The organism is Acinetobacter sp. NEB 394 (assembly GCF_013374795.1).
GTDB classification, from domain to species: Bacteria; Pseudomonadota; Gammaproteobacteria; order Pseudomonadales; family Moraxellaceae; genus Acinetobacter; species Acinetobacter johnsonii.
This window is the reverse complement of the sequence record NZ_CP055277.1, coordinates 2,833,053-2,848,232: the sequence shown is the minus strand read 5'-3', so window position 1 is coordinate 2,848,232 and position 15,180 is coordinate 2,833,053. Positions and strand designations below refer to the sequence as shown.

Annotated in this window: 16 protein-coding genes, 4 tRNA genes, 3 pseudogenes and 1 riboswitch; of the genes and pseudogenes, 7 read left to right on the top strand and 16 right to left on the bottom strand. The window is 40.1% G+C overall.

The features are described 5' to 3' along the window. Positions 1 to 86: 86 nt before the first annotated feature. Together HUK62_RS13800 and HUK62_RS13795 are read left to right on the top strand one after the other, a co-directional pair. Positions 87 to 296: a hypothetical protein gene (locus HUK62_RS13800; protein WP_004982817.1), complete on the top strand. Its 210-nt coding sequence runs from the start codon at positions 87 to 89 to the stop codon at positions 294 to 296. A 70-nt stretch (positions 297 to 366) separates the two neighbouring features. After that, complete coding sequence (locus tag HUK62_RS13795; protein WP_176538140.1) at positions 367 to 891, top strand: YecA family protein; 525 nt, start codon at positions 367 to 369, stop codon at positions 889 to 891. A gap of 117 nt (positions 892 to 1,008) precedes the next feature. On the opposite strand, the pseudogene HUK62_RS13790 reads toward HUK62_RS13795, so the two are convergent. Further along, a pseudogene (locus HUK62_RS13790) lies at positions 1,009 to 1,611 on the bottom strand (LysE family transporter). Positions 1,612 to 1,715: 104 nt separating this feature from the next. Between HUK62_RS13790 and HUK62_RS13785 the strand changes: the two are divergent. Further along, positions 1,716 to 2,608: pseudogene (locus tag HUK62_RS13785) on the top strand (LysR family transcriptional regulator). Between the two features lie 63 nt (positions 2,609 to 2,671). Here the strand turns inward: HUK62_RS13785 and HUK62_RS13780 are convergent. The 5 genes from HUK62_RS13780 to HUK62_RS13760 form a co-directional block, all read right to left on the bottom strand. Beyond that, positions 2,672 to 3,085, bottom strand: coding sequence for an ABZJ_00895 family protein (locus HUK62_RS13780; RefSeq protein WP_176538139.1), 414 nt, complete (start codon positions 3,083 to 3,085; stop codon positions 2,672 to 2,674). 22 nt (positions 3,086 to 3,107) lie between these two features. Beyond that, complete coding sequence (locus tag HUK62_RS13775; RefSeq protein WP_176538138.1) at positions 3,108 to 3,722, bottom strand: DedA family protein; 615 nt, start codon at positions 3,720 to 3,722, stop codon at positions 3,108 to 3,110. Between the two features lie 78 nt (positions 3,723 to 3,800). Then, the gene (locus HUK62_RS13770; RefSeq protein ID WP_087012710.1) at positions 3,801 to 4,100 is read right to left on the bottom strand and encodes a hypothetical protein; all 300 of its coding nucleotides are present in this window, start codon (positions 4,098 to 4,100) and stop codon (positions 3,801 to 3,803) included. A gap of 154 nt (positions 4,101 to 4,254) precedes the next feature. Continuing rightward, a complete protein-coding gene (locus HUK62_RS13765; protein ID WP_176538137.1) occupies positions 4,255 to 5,283 on the bottom strand; it encodes a transposase in 1,029 nt (342 codons plus the stop codon). A gap of 137 nt (positions 5,284 to 5,420) precedes the next feature. Next, positions 5,421 to 6,353, bottom strand: a complete 933-nt coding sequence (locus HUK62_RS13760) for a rhodanese-related sulfurtransferase (RefSeq protein WP_176538136.1) — start codon at positions 6,351 to 6,353, stop codon at positions 5,421 to 5,423. Positions 6,354 to 6,533: 180 nt separating this feature from the next. Here HUK62_RS13760 and HUK62_RS13755 point away from each other — a divergent pair, with 180 nt between their 5' ends. Next, a complete protein-coding gene (locus HUK62_RS13755) occupies positions 6,534 to 7,019 on the top strand; it encodes a DUF1289 domain-containing protein (protein ID WP_176538135.1) in 486 nt (161 codons plus the stop codon). An 82-nt stretch (positions 7,020 to 7,101) separates the two neighbouring features. Continuing rightward, positions 7,102 to 7,713 (top strand): annotated as a pseudogene (locus HUK62_RS13750) (LysE family translocator). 62 nt (positions 7,714 to 7,775) lie between these two features. Here HUK62_RS13750 and ribB read toward each other — a convergent pair. After that, positions 7,776 to 8,435 (bottom strand): 3,4-dihydroxy-2-butanone-4-phosphate synthase, encoded by a 660-nt coding sequence (gene ribB / locus HUK62_RS13745; protein WP_176538134.1) that lies wholly within the window; start codon positions 8,433 to 8,435, stop codon positions 7,776 to 7,778. A gap of 105 nt (positions 8,436 to 8,540) precedes the next feature. Beyond that, positions 8,541 to 8,703: riboswitch (FMN riboswitch) on the bottom strand. A gap of 248 nt (positions 8,704 to 8,951) precedes the next feature. On the opposite strand from ribB, the gene HUK62_RS13740 reads away from it, so the two are divergent. Both HUK62_RS13740 and HUK62_RS13735 read left to right on the top strand, forming a co-directional pair. Continuing rightward, positions 8,952 to 10,736 (top strand): DUF2157 domain-containing protein, encoded by a 1,785-nt coding sequence (locus HUK62_RS13740; RefSeq protein WP_176538133.1) that lies wholly within the window; start codon positions 8,952 to 8,954, stop codon positions 10,734 to 10,736. Beyond that, a complete protein-coding gene (locus HUK62_RS13735) occupies positions 10,733 to 11,335 on the top strand; it encodes a GDYXXLXY domain-containing protein (RefSeq protein WP_176538132.1) in 603 nt (200 codons plus the stop codon). The genes HUK62_RS13740 and HUK62_RS13735 overlap by 4 nt, the downstream gene beginning before the upstream one ends. Positions 11,336 to 11,398: 63 nt before the next feature. Here the strand turns inward: HUK62_RS13735 and panD are convergent, their stop codons facing one another. From panD to ispE, 9 genes are all read right to left on the bottom strand, one after another. Beyond that, positions 11,399 to 11,779: an aspartate 1-decarboxylase gene (panD, locus tag HUK62_RS13730; RefSeq protein WP_004695506.1), complete on the bottom strand. Its 381-nt coding sequence runs from the start codon at positions 11,777 to 11,779 to the stop codon at positions 11,399 to 11,401. A 143-nt stretch (positions 11,780 to 11,922) separates the two neighbouring features. After that, the gene (pth, locus tag HUK62_RS13725) at positions 11,923 to 12,504 is read right to left on the bottom strand and encodes an aminoacyl-tRNA hydrolase (protein ID WP_004695508.1); all 582 of its coding nucleotides are present in this window, start codon (positions 12,502 to 12,504) and stop codon (positions 11,923 to 11,925) included. 18 nt (positions 12,505 to 12,522) lie between these two features. Continuing rightward, complete coding sequence (gene rplY / locus HUK62_RS13720) at positions 12,523 to 12,819, bottom strand: 50S ribosomal protein L25 (RefSeq protein WP_004695511.1); 297 nt, start codon at positions 12,817 to 12,819, stop codon at positions 12,523 to 12,525. Between the two features lie 101 nt (positions 12,820 to 12,920). Next, a complete protein-coding gene (locus HUK62_RS13715) occupies positions 12,921 to 13,874 on the bottom strand; it encodes a ribose-phosphate pyrophosphokinase (RefSeq protein WP_004695513.1) in 954 nt (317 codons plus the stop codon). A 36-nt stretch (positions 13,875 to 13,910) separates the two neighbouring features. Further along, positions 13,911 to 13,985, bottom strand: a tRNA-Gln gene (locus HUK62_RS13710). Between the two features lie 90 nt (positions 13,986 to 14,075). Further along, positions 14,076 to 14,150, bottom strand: a tRNA-Gln gene (locus HUK62_RS13705). A 19-nt stretch (positions 14,151 to 14,169) separates the two neighbouring features. Next, positions 14,170 to 14,244 (bottom strand) — tRNA-Gln (locus tag HUK62_RS13700). A gap of 28 nt (positions 14,245 to 14,272) precedes the next feature. Beyond that, positions 14,273 to 14,347: transfer RNA gene (locus HUK62_RS13695), tRNA-Gln, on the bottom strand. Between the two features lies 1 nt (position 14,348). Further along, complete coding sequence (ispE, locus tag HUK62_RS13690; RefSeq protein WP_176538131.1) at positions 14,349 to 15,179, bottom strand: 4-(cytidine 5'-diphospho)-2-C-methyl-D-erythritol kinase; 831 nt, start codon at positions 15,177 to 15,179, stop codon at positions 14,349 to 14,351. Position 15,180: the final 1 nt, after the last annotated feature.

Genomic DNA, 15,180 nt, shown 5'->3' with positions numbered 1-15,180 from the left:
AATGAAAATAAAACTTGACAAGGTTCTGGAACCCATATAAATAGCGGCTAAGACCCTTCACATTTTTTCACTATGAGGTAGTTTTAGTGTCTTCTACAGATTTTGAACTAGATGATAACTACGCTGATGATGATGTTAATTTTGATGAGTCATCAAGTAAAATTAGTGCGAAAGAATCATTAGAAAAACGTCGCCTGATTGATGACCTTCTTGCACAGCGCCGTTTGGAACGTGAGCTTAAAGATTTTGATTACGACATCGACGATGACGACGATTTTGACGACGAAGAAGACTAAAATCAGATGTAGCATCGTGTCTGAAAATGCTATGCTAATGCCCTAATCAGTTTCTGAATTTGGATTTGAAATGAGTGCTTTAGATTTAGACTTATTGAGTGAATATCTAGATGGTGACCAAAATGAGTATGGTCTAGATTTTGCAGCGACTCATGGTTTTTTGTGTGCAATTGCAGTTGGTCCTACTTTTGCAAAATGGTTGGATGAACTTTTTGATAATAATCAAAAGAAAGTGCCTGCCGAGATCATCTTACAAGTGAAAGCTTGGCTTGAGTCTATTCGTCAAAGCCTTGCCAATGAAGAAGGGATTGCATTTCCTTTTGAAATTGAAGAGGCCGATGTTGAGTCAAGTTTAGGGGATTGGAGCGTTGGTTTTGTCGATGCAATGTTCCTCAATGAAGATGCATGGTTCACGCCTGAGTTTGAAGAGCAACTGGTCGATCTTACTTTACCAATTATGGTATTTAGTGGGATTGACGAAGAAGATCCGCAAATGGAAACTTTCCGTCGTAACGGTCAGTTAATGGATGAGCTTGCAGAAGAAATTCCAGAGAATTTAAACGAACTTTATCTCATGTATCATACGCCAGCATAATTGTTCTTGCGTCGTGACATCAGCGATGCAGGCATTAGCAAGCAAATAAAAAAACGTCCCTAAAGGACGTTTTTTTATTCCCAAATTTTAGTGTTTAAACGCAGGTACCACTCATGCTTAGTTTGTGAGAAATAAGCAAAGTCCTAAAGTTGCGAGTACGGTACCGATGACACGGTTAATACTCACTTGTTTGCGTAAAATTTTATTTCGGATCACTGGGGTCGAACAGAATAGTGAAATGAGCAAAAACCACAGCAGATGACTGGCCGAGATAAACATGCCATAACCGATTAAATGCATCAGACCATGATTGCCTCGCAGTAACTGTGCAAAGATGCTCATCACAAATAGCGTAGTTTTGGGATTCAAACTGTTACCAAGAAAACCTTGTATAAATGCTTGCCGTGGGGGCAGCAAGGTATGAGTGGCATGGTCACTAATTTGCTGTTGGGTAAATGTTTTGTACCCGATATACATCAGATACAGTGCGCCAATATATTGAATGATATGCAATAGGTTTGGAATGTAGTGCTTTAAGAAGCTGAGCCCCAGTACGCTATAGCTAATGTGTATCCATACAGCACAAGCAATACCATATGCGGTATAGATTCCTTATTTACGCCCATATAGATAACTATTTCGGCTGACCAAAGCGAAGTCAGCGCCAGGACTGATGACTGCAAGTAGGGTGATGATTACAATCGCTATAATTTCATTCACTCATTGATCCTTGTTCAGGTTGAATTAAAAGGATTTATATATTTTTCATATATTTGCTATAGTGAAAATCGATTTTAATTATTGCTTATTGATGAGTTTTTGGAATGATTGAGCGCTTATCACTGAATTCTCTTAAGTTTTTTTATTATGTCGCTCGCTATGACAGTGTCACCATCGCTGCTGAAAAACTTTTTGTCACTCAAGGGGCGGTCAGTAAGCAGTTAAAAAATTTGGAAGAGGTACTGGGACGTCGTTTATTTATTCGCGACGGCAAAAAGTTACAGCTGACGGGGGATGGCCTCACACTGTTTGATTGTTGTGAGCAGGTCTTTCCTCAGATTGACCAATGTCTCGTACAGATGGCAAAAGAAAAGAAGAATGAGAAGAAGAGCTTAATCTTATCCTGTGAGCCGACCATCGCCATGAAATGGCTGATTCCGCGTTTAGTTCAATTTAAGCTACGTTATCCTGAGATTGACATCAGTTTGTTAACAGCGGGTGGAGAAGCGGATTTTAAAGCGCAAAACATCGACTTGGCCTTAAGGCGTAATGATTTTGAGTGGGGCAAGGCCATTTATAGCGAAAAAATGGCTGATGAGCATATGGTTGGTGTATCGCGTCATAAGCATTAGCCCCGATGTCACAGCTGTTTATTTCCAGTTCGAGATCTAAAATTTGGACACAATTTAAAGATGCATATAAAACGCAGTTTAAGCACTTTCAAAAAGTAGCATTGGAACATTTTTATTTGTGCATAGAGGCCTCTTTAGCAGGGTTGGGGGCAACAGTAGTTTCAGCCTATATGGTTGAAAAAGAGCTCGATTTTCAAATGTTAGATATGCTTACCCCGATTGTGCAAGATGGCTCTGCTTATTATTTACTTTCCGCATCTCCTTTTGAGGATGATCCAAATAAAGTCATTTTTAAAGACTGGTTGATTGAAGAAATGAGAGCCAGCCAAACAAAGTTAATGGCACTTTCCGCTCAAAAGCACTAATCACGCGCGGTATTTGATCGCTATCTATCGAGCATAAAAAAACACCTCAAACGAGGTGCTTTTTTATGGCAACTGTTTAAAACAATAGTCTGCGTACCAACCATAGGCAATATGAAAAATAGCGCCATGAATCGCGACCATACACAGCATAACGACAGCGGTGAGTCCAATGCCGGCATTATCGACGGATTTCATAATCGCTTCAGCATTGGGATTCATCAGCACTAAAAACAGCACAAAGAAACTACCGACGATAATTGCGACAGCACTTGAACCCCAAACCAGTTGTATTTTTTCATGATTATTTGGAACACGGTGTTCTTTTTTTACGAAGTGTCTGACACTAATCAGTGCACAAGCCACTAAGGTCGGAATTAAGGTTAAACCGCCAAGGTTTAAACCAAAGACCAGTACGGTGATTAACAGCACCAAAGCAATGCTATATACCGCCGCAAAATGCAGTAAATAGTGTTTCATGTATTTCCCCACAATGAATAAATTAGCTACGTGTTTTACCTAAATGCCTACGATATAAAATCCAAAGGATAATCACAGCGACAATGGCAATAATGACATAACCGACTTTGCTAAAAATTTGATGCATCAGTGCTTGGTTTTCACCAAAGTAATAACCGACTGTTGCTAAAAATGTTGTCCAAATAATTGTGCCGAGTCCACTATAAAACATGAACTTCCAAAAGGGCATACGGCTCATCCCCGCAGGGATGCTAATCAGTGAACGCACTGCAGGAATCATACGACCAAAAAATACAATACGGTGACCATACTGCTCAAACCAATCTAAGGATTTTTTCACATCGGCGGATTTGATAAATAGATATTTACCATAGCGGTCGACCCATCTGAAAATATGCTCTTGTTTAAATTGATAGCCGATCCAATAGAGCACTGCTGCGGCAAAGAGTGAACCAATACATCCTGCAATAATGACCCCAACTAACACCAACTCACCTTGTGATGCGGCATAACCTGCAGAAGGCATGATAATTTCAGAAGGAATGGGCGGAAAAACATTATCAAGAAACATCAGTAAGGCTATTCCCCAATAACCCAGTTGTTCCATGACGGAGATGATCCATGTAGTGAGGTTCATATAGACCATAAAAATAAATGCGATAAGTTATCTTAAGGACTTATCGCATGTGGGTAAAGAATTGAAATGTATTGTTTTCTATTCATCGAAACGGGTATGGGTCAGGGTGTGAATATAGACTTTACGTAAGCTATAGGCCAGCGCAACTGGGATTAAACTAAGCAACGTATAATTTAAAAGATTTGAACTTAAATGGTAACCAATGCCGAGGGCAATACTTGAACCAATCAACATGCCCAAAACTACGATAAATAAATGCGTGCGTTGTTCAAGCTTGGCTTTGATTTGGTTGAAGCTAGTATTGTGATATTGCTCGATACGGCTTGCTGCGGCATTGCGAATCAGTGTGCGATGGCGTGGCATGATTATTTTATGCATGGCAATCATCCTATTTTCGTCGTTTAGGCATGTCATTTTTATTGTTATGTGGAGACCTTCAGGACACCACTTTAGCTTATTATTTATACAGTATGACTCAGATTGAGTTAAATATTGTGACAAAATTGTTAAATATTTTAGGACTTACGCACTATCATTTATAGATTCTCTGTGGTAGCAGATGATTTTTATCGAGAATAAAGTCATCAATGAAGTTTTTGATCATTGGTCTAAATAACTTCTTCTGCCAACGATATACATTTTCAAAGATCCGCTCAAACTGGTTCTTTTGTATCTCAACGTAGGCCATCAAGGCTGAAAAAATATGATTCAAAATCAGTTTAGATCGTCTTACTTGAAACTTTTCAATATGACAAACCTGTTTAATCACTCGGTGATATTGTTCTATTTTCCAATGACTTGAATGTAATTCATGAAAACCCTCAAAGGACAATAAATCATCTTCATCTTGATGCACAATATAAAACCTCTGCTGTTCTTTTAACTGAGTCTTAAATAATTGTACAAAGCCAAAATCTTTGAGCCAGACCACTTGACCCTGATGGAAATTTGGCAATAAACGCAGTTGAAACCATTGTCCTTTTTCAGGGGAAACCTTACGGTTACAGTCGATACCAAACATAAATCGAATACCATGTTTTCTTATGGTTTTTAGATTTCCAGTCGATGAATACCAACTATCACCTGTAATAAATTGAATCTTTGCCCCCCAACTGAGTACTTCACTTAACATATCCATAAAGTAATCATTCTTGGTTTTACCTTCAGATTTGTCATAAATTCGAAAATTAATTGGAATATTTTGACCATTTTGATCTGTCGCATACAAGGTAATGAGATTAATACCCTTGACGGATCGGTGGTGTTTGCCTGACCAAAAATAGCTAACCAAGTCCATATGCTGACTATACGGTTTATCTAAAACAGTATCATCAATACTGACTATAAGTTTATTATTATCAATATGTTGAATTGTTTCTTGATATAGGTCGTGAGGTGTGTAGTCTTCACGCTCTAGAAAGCGATTTACACTATCATGCGAGATGTTATAAGTCTCGGCAAGTTGTGTGCAGCTAATAGAGTTCGGTTCTGTCATGAGAAAGCCCATATAAATGGGTAGTGTACAAGTTGCTGTAGAAGCATTTTTAATTCGTCTGATCACAGATACTTTATAAAGTATTTTAATACTTTTTTGAATCCGTCAATGCGTAAGTCCTATATTTTTAAAAAACGCGAACTGGATAAAAAAATAAGCCCTCAAATGAGGGCTTATTCTTGACTTAAATCATCTGAATGATTTTAAAGGCGTTTACGTTTAGCCGCAGCAATCTGCGACTGGCGCATACGGAAGCCTTCTTTTTGTTTTTCTGTGGTTTTGTCGATACAGTATTTGCATGACACACCATGTTCATAGCTAGGTTCTTCTGCTTCAGCAGGAAGAAGTGGCCAACCACAAGCATGACATTTAATGTTAAGGCCTTCTTCAACACCATGAGTGACTGCAGTACGGCCATCAAAAACGAAACATTCACCTTCCCACATACTTTGTTCAGCAGGGGTTTCTTCCAAGTATTTTAAGATGCCGCCTTTTAAGTGATAAACCTCGTTGAAACCTTCTTGAAGAAGAAGGGAGGTCGATTTTTCACAGCGGATACCACCTGTACAGAACATCGCAATTTTTTTATCTTTGTGCTGTTCAAGGTTTTGTTTAACGTATTCTGGAAATTCTCGGAAACTTTCTGTTTTCGGGTCAATAGCACCCTTAAATGTTCCGGCTTTGTATTCATAGTCATTACGAGTATCGATCAAAATGACGTCATCACGAGCAATCAGCTCATTCCATTCTTTCGGATCAAGGTAGTGACCGACTAAATCACGTGGCTTTACTTCAACGCCTAAAGTCACGATCTCTTTTTTAAGTTTAATCTTCATTTTACGAAATGGTTTGTCTGCACTGTCAGACTCTTTGTATTCCATTTCTTTAAAACCTTCATTCAGAAGGAATTGATGAATCATATCGATCGCGGCACGGTCGCCTGCAACCGTACCATTAATGCCTTCGCCCGCTACAATCAGAGTACCACATAGGTTGATGGTTTTTACCAAGTCTAAAAGACGTTGTTGAAGATCAGCAGGATCTTGAACTTCTTTGAATTGATAAAGTGCGGCAACAACCCAACCAGTCGTCGCTTGCTGTTCTACAGGTGCAAGCTGTTCTACAGTAGCGTTCATGGAGTACTCCAATGTATTTTGATAGATAATTTTAAGGCGCACATTTTACATGGAATTGAATCAAGATGCGAGATAAGTAAACATTTTAAATGGCTTCTCAAGTGGTAGGGGAGCGTGTATATTCAGTTGCCAAAGACAAAATCCGTTTTGTTTTGGTGCGTTTATTAACAGGAGTATGTTTTGAGTACAGATCGTCGAATTGCCTCTTTGACCCCATGTGCAGGGCGTTGTTCAACGGTATTTGGTGATTCTGTGTGTCGTGGTTGTCGTCGTTTTAATCATGAAGTGATTCAGTGGAACACCTACACTTCGGAGCAGCATCGTTCAGTTTGGCAACGCTTAGATGCGCAACTAGATCAAATTTTAGTGCCTATGTTGCCTTTTGCCGATGTGCAGCAGGTCGAAGCTTTTGTTTTATCTAAACACGTTCGTTTGCGTCCCGATGCATCAAAAGGGCGGAAGCTTTATCATGCGTTAAAAGTATGTGAAAAAAATAAGAACTTTACCGAAGAAAGTGGTTTAGGTATTCAAGCGCTGCAAGTGAAACCGATTTGGCAAGAGTTTGAACGCCGTGTTCTTGCACTTGCTACAGCCAGTTATGATTTGGCATTTTTGCGTGCTGACGCAATTCGACAACATCTCATCCATATGGAAGAGGACGAATAAGTCCTCTTGGTTTGAATAAAAAGAATACTCCGCATACCTAAGCTATTTGCGAGAGTGACTGGGGAAAAGGGTTTTTTCGATGGTGAATGTATTTGAACTGGCGTTGTACTGTACGGCTGTGGTGGTCATGATTGCAACACCCGGCCCAGTGATGTTGTTGGTTGCCAGTGCAGGTCTAAAAGGTGGGTATAAACAAGCCTTAAAAACCATTTTTGGGACGAATTTAGCCTCTTTAGTTCTTATTGTGTTGTCTGTGCTCATCTTAAAAGGCTTTTTAAACATTGCAGAGCATTAGTTAAATACGATTAAGATTTTAGGCTGCGTATATATTGCCTATCTTGGTTTTCAAATTTTAAAAGAAGCAATTGCACAAGAAACAGAAACATCGCCAGTGCAATTAAAGGCAGTGCAGGGGGGCTTTAAGCAAGGTTTCTTGGTGGGGATTTCAAATCCGAAGGATATTATTTTCTTTGCCTCATTTTTCCCACAATTCATTGGGGTAACCAGTGATGTCGATATCAGTCTTGTACTGTTGACCATTCTCTGGATTATTCTAGACTTCAGCACATTGTCTTTGGTTTATTTGGGTTTTAATAAACTATCGCAGTCCGCTTTGTACAATAAGTTATTAGGCGTTTGTGGTGCGATATTAGTCAGCATTGCGCTCTATGGTATTTATACTGTCTTTGCTTGATGCTGATGGTATTACATCAAAAAGCCTCAAACATAGAGGCTTTTTGATGGAGAGCCTAAAAATTAGACTCCGTGTTTAATGCGATATTGCACCAATTCTTCAATGGTGATCACAGTCAACTGATGCGTTTGCGCATATGCCAACACTTGAATGCCAGAGGCCATAGTTCCATCGGCATTGGTCAGTTCACACAAGACGCCTGCTGGCTTCAAGCCTGCTAAACGAGCTAAATCAATCGTCCCTTCGGTATGACCGCGACGGGTGAGCACACCGCCTTGGCGTGCACGAAGCGGGAATACATGACCAGGGCGGTTTAAGTCGCTGGCAACAGCCCCATCTTTAATTGCTGCTTTGACTGTGGTGGTACGATCTTGTGCAGACACACCTGTGGTCACGCCAGTTGCAGCTTCAATGGTCACCGTGAATGCAGTTTTAAACTGACTTGAGTTATCTGACACCATAGGCACAAGGTCTAAGTGATCGGCCAGTTTATCGGTCAGACATAAACAGACAATGCCAGAACCATCACGAATCATGCGTGCCATCGTTTCGACGGTGAGGGTTTCAGCAGCCACAATGAGGTCGGCTTCGTTTTCCCGGTCAAAGTCATCCATCACCAAAACAGGTTTGCCTTGGCGGATATCTTCTAAAGCTTGTTGGATACGTTGTTCAGCTGGAGAAAGGGCTGAAAAGAAAATTTCGGGTTGAATCAAACTAGACATTGAAACGCTCGCGTAAAATTGAAGTACGGTTGAACATTTCAGGACTTTGAAAAATTGGCGTAGCAATAAATCCTCACAGGTTTGCACCTGAGATTCTATTGGTCACGTCGTCTTCTTTCATCCGGACTATACCGTCGGCTTTGGAATTGAACCAAATCTGCGAGCCAAACAGATGATTTCTGCTTGGCTGGCTCGTGGGCTGATTCAGTCTGAGTCATTCAACTGAACTTACCACCGGTGGGGAATTGCACCCCGCCCTGAAGCGATGTAACTCCATTATAGTGCTAAATATTTAGAAAAACAGGGGGCGTTTTAGAATGATCAGTTTTATACATAGAACAATTTTTGCTATAGCTTTGCTAAAGATCAACAATCTCTTTGCATGATTTAACTTAGTATAGGTATAAGGTTTCAAAATGAATGCCCAAAATAAAGGGCATAACTTAAATGAGTATAGCCTTTCTAGGTTGAATCCTTTTAAATAATGAAGATAAAAATAAGAGTGAGGAATTGGGATTGATCAAAATTCAACAATATGATTACCCTTGGAGTGCTGAATCCTTCATAAAGCATCTGCAAGTTTTTGGTTTTACACTCATCGCGCTCAGTATGTTGTATTTGGTTGCCGCCAATTGGTTTATGTTGCCACAGGCTATTCAGCTGGCTATTCCTCAGTTGTTATTATTCCTCAGTGCGGTTTGCAGCTTGTGGCTGACAAAACATGATTTTCTAGTGCAATGTTTACATAGTATCTGTGGTTTGATGATTGGTTTAAGTCTGGCTGTGATTGGTCAAATTTATCAAACGGGTGCTGATAGCTATTTATTATTTCTACTTTGGTCTGTGCTGCTTTTACCGTGGTTATATCGTCCGAATATCGGTGTATTTTTCCTTTTATGTATTACCAGCCAGTTGGCACTGTTTCTGTTTTTTATACAAACCTTTTGTGGGGATCAATATCCAGATCTCTTTTTAATCAGTATTCATGTATTTGCACTGATTCAATTCTATTTCTGCAATAAATATTATTCGAAACTTCGTTATTTATTCTTACTATGGTTTGCCATTCTCTCGATTTGGCATATGGCGATGTATCTCTATGTGGATAAAAGCATTCTTTATTTCATCGTGTCTTTTATCTTGTTGGGCATTTCACTGGCTTACTATTATCAAAATAAAGATCAGTTGTGTAGTGCACTTTCAGCCGTTGGCTTAGGTATTAGCTTTACCTTGATCATTGTGAAGGCGGTAACGGAGTGGGTTGGTCAGAATGAAATTTTTGAATTATTTTTTATCGCATTGATTATTTTTGCGTGGTTTGCTTTTATCACTTACATGTTGATTAAATTTATTCCACATAGTCGGTTCAATGCTATTCCACTTGCTGTGGGAGCTTGGATTGCTGGCATCGTCTTTGCAACGTTGATGCTGACCTTTTGGGGAAATTTCTCTTTGATTATGGGCATTGTTTTTGTGGCTTTGGCGGCTTACTTATTGAAAGCTAAACAAAGTTTATTTTTAAGACAATTCGCTTATTGTCTCTGGATTGCAGGACAAATTGCGGTCATCTTTCACACCGTTGATTTAATGAATCAAATTCTTCCTATTCTATTTTTACAATTGGCGATGCTAGCACTCGCTTATTTCATGCGAACACATTGGTTCTTTGTCTTTATTCAAATTTTGGGTTTATATGCAGCAGGTGTGGCGTGTATTTGGGATATCAATGCACATCTCAGTTGGCGTAATATTGTTGAAAAATTTGTTTATTTAGCACTTTGGAATTATGTTTTTTATCTGGGAATTCTGGCCATAAAATTCATACAGCCAATCGAATATCAACGTAGTTTATTGCTTTCTGCACTTGGGATTATTCTATTTTCCATGAGTTTTTATACTTTATTTGGGAAATACGAATTAGCGAAAATTGAGCACATTCCGATATTGGCTTTTGGTTTACCGATTTTATGGTTTGTGCTTTTTGTCTTTTTACATATTCAAAAGCAGTTTCATTTATTTGCTCATTTTATTTTGACTACTTTTGCAGTAGGGCTGATTTTTTATGGTTATTTCGATATTTTTATTTGTTTGGCCATCATTTCATGGGCATTAAAAACACAAGATAAAGTGATCTATGGATTTGCGCTGGCAACTTTCGCTTTAATTTTAGGGTTTTTATATTATTCCCTTGACGTGACCTTTCTAATTAAAAGTTTAAGCATGTTCTTGTCAGGTCTGATGTTGCTCTTGCTGACATTGAGCTTGATGCTATTTAAGCAAAAAGAGGAGTTCGGCATATGAAGAAAATGATTCCTCTTGCTTTGGCACTACTCAGTATCGCGGTATGTTTAGGCTTAATTTTTAAAAATGAATGGCACTTAAACAATAGTCAAACCATGTATGTGCGCTTGCAACCTGTAGACCCGCGTTCGATTATCCAGGGGGATTATATGGCGCTGAATTATCAACTTTATTTTGCGCCTCAGCATTTGAGTCCAGAAAGTACCAGCCAAGCAAACATTAATCAAGAAGATCAGATTTTTTCAGGTCATTATTTTGATGAAGTGATTAAGAACAAGTCTTCAGTGCTCACTTATGTTGAACTCGATTCACAGAGGCGCGTGATACATAGTTATTTTGAGTTGCCGAAAAATGTTCGTACAGCTCGACTGATTTTACAAAACCCGAATAATCGCTATAGCGGACTTTATCCTGCGTCGAGAAGTTTTTTATTTGCAGAAGGTTTGGCGGATTGTTATCAGCAGGCAGAATATGCTGAGTTTAAAGTCGATGAGCGGGGCAATGCGATACTCACGGCATTGAAAGGTGATCAGCTACAAGATTTAGGCTGTGAGAGCAAACGAGATTGGTTGAGCGGGTTTCGTGCTACTCACAATTGATCCAATTGCATTATTCTGCTCATAAAAAAATCCGCATGCAGCGGATTTTTTAATTTATTGGGCTTAAGCCACTTGTACTGGAATACAGTTTGCCATGTGACTTACAGTATTGTCTGGATTTGCATAAACTAAACGTGGTTTATGTGCATTTGCTTCAGCTTCTGTAAAATCACCGAATGTCGCAATAATCATTAAATCGCCTACATCGGCCTGATGTGCTGCACCACCATTGACTGAAATGATGCCAGAACCTTCTTCACCACGAATTGCATAGGTACTGAAACGCTTACCATTAGTCACGTTCCACATGTGAATTTCTTCATATTCGCGGATACCGGCTAAATCCAATAAAAGACCATCGATTGCACATGAACCTTCATAATGAAGTTCAGCTTGAGTAACAACACAACGGTGGATTTTTGCTTTTAATAAACGAGATAGCATGGCTAGCGTCTCCTGAGTGGACCTAAGATCGTTATCTTATGGTTGAATCAATCTGAACTTGCTGGATAAGCAATCAGGCAAGCGCATTTTGCCTTTAAAATGACAGTATGGCAAGCAGCATGGTTCAACATTTTTTTGACTTATCAGTTTGGTTTGTAAGCATTGATTTGATTCATGGCAGGCTGAATCTCACCATTCACCAGCATTTTAGTGCGAGCTAATGCGTGATGGATTGCGTCATCCATTAAATTTTGTTCATTGCTTGGTGCTTTGCTTAAGACATGTCCTGAAACACGTTCTTTTGAACCGGGGTGACCAATACCAATGCGTAAGCGATGGAAATTTGGACCGATATGAGGAACTATGTCACGTAAACCATTATGACCACCATGACCACCACCTGTTTTTAGGCGAATGACACCAGGGTTCATATCCAGTTCATCGTGAGCAATCAGTATTGCTTCTGGAGCAATATTGTAGAATTTTGCGAAGGGAACAACACTTTTACCAACAAGGTTCATAAATGTTGTGGGTAATAGCAGGCGGACGTCTTGACCTTCGATATTACCACGCCCACTCATTCCATTGAATTTTGGGTCTTTTTTTAGCGTAATACCATATTGTTCTGCAAGGCGTTCAACAAACCAAAAGCCTGCATTATGGCGGGTTTGGGCATACTCAGAACCTGGGTTGCCCAAACCAACAATCAGTGAAATATTTGACACTAATTATACCAATAACACTTATGCGCGAACGAAGTCAGCGTGCATAGGCGTGTTTTTAGCTGGGTGACGTTGTAACGCTTTGATTTTAACGCTTTCAACTTTGTCGCCAACTTTGATTTCAACAACTTCTTCGAAGAAAGCGTTGTTTTCTAAAGCTTTAACAAGCTCACGAAGTTCTAAAGTAACAGCTACAGGTTCAGCAGCACCACCGTAGATGATAGCTGGAACTTGAGCAGCGTGACGAAGGCGGCGGCTCGCACCTTTCCCTTGGTTAGCTGCTTCACGCGCTTGAGCGTTTAATACGAAGTTTGCCATGATAGACATCCTTAATTTAAGTTTTAAATAAACTAGATCTGCGACCGACCTAGTGAGACAAAGCCCTGCACTGGGCAGGGCTTTTAAAATTCAGCGCTATATTATAGATAAGAATCAAACATTGCGCTAATAGATTCTTCGTTGTTAATACGACGAATTGTTTCAGCAACCATACTTGCAACTGAAACTTGGCGAATCTTACCAAGAGCTTGAGCTTCTTCAGAAAGTGGAATGGTGTCTGTAACAACCAATTCATCAATCACAGAGTTTTTCAAGTTTTCGATAGCTTTACCTGATAAAACAGGGTGAGTTGCATAAGCAACCACTTTGCGCGCACCAAATGTTTTCAATGCATCAGCAGCTTTACATAACGTACCTGCAGTATCTACCATGTCATCTACGATGACGCAGTCACGGCCTTTAACATCACCAATCAAGTGCATGACTTGTGATTCGTTTGCCTTTTGACGACGTTTGTCGATGATAGCAAGGTCAATATCGCCCATTTGTTTAGCAACAGCACGTGCACGAACGACACCGCCAACGTCAGGAGAAACCACCATGAGGTTATCATGTGATTGTTGACGAAGGTCAGCTAAAAGCGCTGGTGTACCGTAGATGTTGTCTACAGGGATATCGAAGAAACCTTGGATTTGGTCAGCGTGAAGGTCGATCATTACCACACGGTCAATTCCTACAGTTGTCAGCATATCTGCGACAACTTTTGCAGTAATTGGAACACGTGATGAACGAGGACGACGGTCTTGACGCGCATAACCGAAATAAGGAATCACTGCGGTAATACGACCAGCACTTGCACGACGCAAAGCATCAGCCATAACGAGGATTTCCATCAGGTTATCATTCGTTGGGGCACAAGTAGGTTGTACGATAAATACGTCTTTACCACGAACATTTTCAGTAATTTCGACAGCAATTTCACCGTCAGAAAATTGACCAATAGATGCAGCACCTAAAGGGATGTGCAAGTGGCTTACGACTTTTTGGGCGAATTGTGGATGTGCAGATCCACTAAAAACGACAAGATTGGGCATGAAGCACCCTTGGCGGTTGGCAATTTAGGAATTAGATGGCAGGGGTAGCTGGATTCGAACCAACGGATGCCGATATCAAAAACCGGTGCCTTACCACTTGGCGATACCCCTAATGCGGCAGAACTTTAATATTTTTGCGTCATTCTGTCAAGGTAAATTAACAGTAGAACAGCAAAGTGTTGTTCTGTCTTTTTTGGAAAATGGCAGGGGTAGCTGGATTCGAACCAACGGATGCCGATATCAAAAACCGGTGCCTTACCACTTGGCGATACCCCTAAATTTGATTACTGTAAAATGGCAGGGGTAGCTGGATTCGAACCAACGGATGCCGATATCAAAAACCGGTGCCTTACCACTTGGCGATACCCCTAGTACAGTCATCTACAGGTGAAATAAAATGGCAGGGGTAGCTGGATTCGAACCAACGGATGCCGATATCAAAAACCGGTGCCTTACCACTTGGCGATACCCCTATCAGGTAACGTGGAAATGTCTTATTGGTGATTCATTCAAGCTGTTGACCAAGTAAGCTTTACATGGTGCATTTGCAAGAACATCATCAATGTTCATATCACTCGTTACTTCAGTAAAAACACAAGCACCTGTACCTGTAAGTTTTGCAATACCGAACTGGTCGAGATATTGCATTGCTTCATCTACTTCTGGATATAAACTTCTTGCCAAAGGCTCAAAATTATTTCCAAAATCAGATGGCTTTAACTGATAGGCGCAAAATTTAGAGCTCTTCGTGTTTCTTGTCAATGTTTTTTGTGAAAAAAGCAATTGAGTGCTGATAAAACAATCAGGTTTTAACACAATGTATTGTTTTTGATCTAAGTCTATGAATGTTAAGTGCTCACCTATGCCTTCAGCCCATGCATTGCGACCATGTACAAAGATGGGAACGTCTGCGCCTAACTGAACTCCCAAGTCTGCTAATTGCTCAGTATTTAGCCCGCACTGCCACAGTTGATTGACTACGATTAATGTCGTCGCGGCATCCGATGAACCTCCACCTAAGCCTGCACCCATCGGAATATTTTTTTCAAGACGAATGAATAAACCCGTGGCTTTTTGTGCATACGGCTTAAGTATCTGCGTCGCTTTATAAATCAAATTTTGACTCAAATCGACACTGTTTAAGCCTTCAATATGAATCTCTTGATCTGTACGAGGCTCAAATTCCAACCAATCACATAGATCGATCAACTGAAAAATACTTTGCAGTTCGTGGTAGCCGTTTTCACGGCGACCCGTAATGTGTAAAAACAAATTCAGCTTTGATGGGGCAGGGACACGGATCATA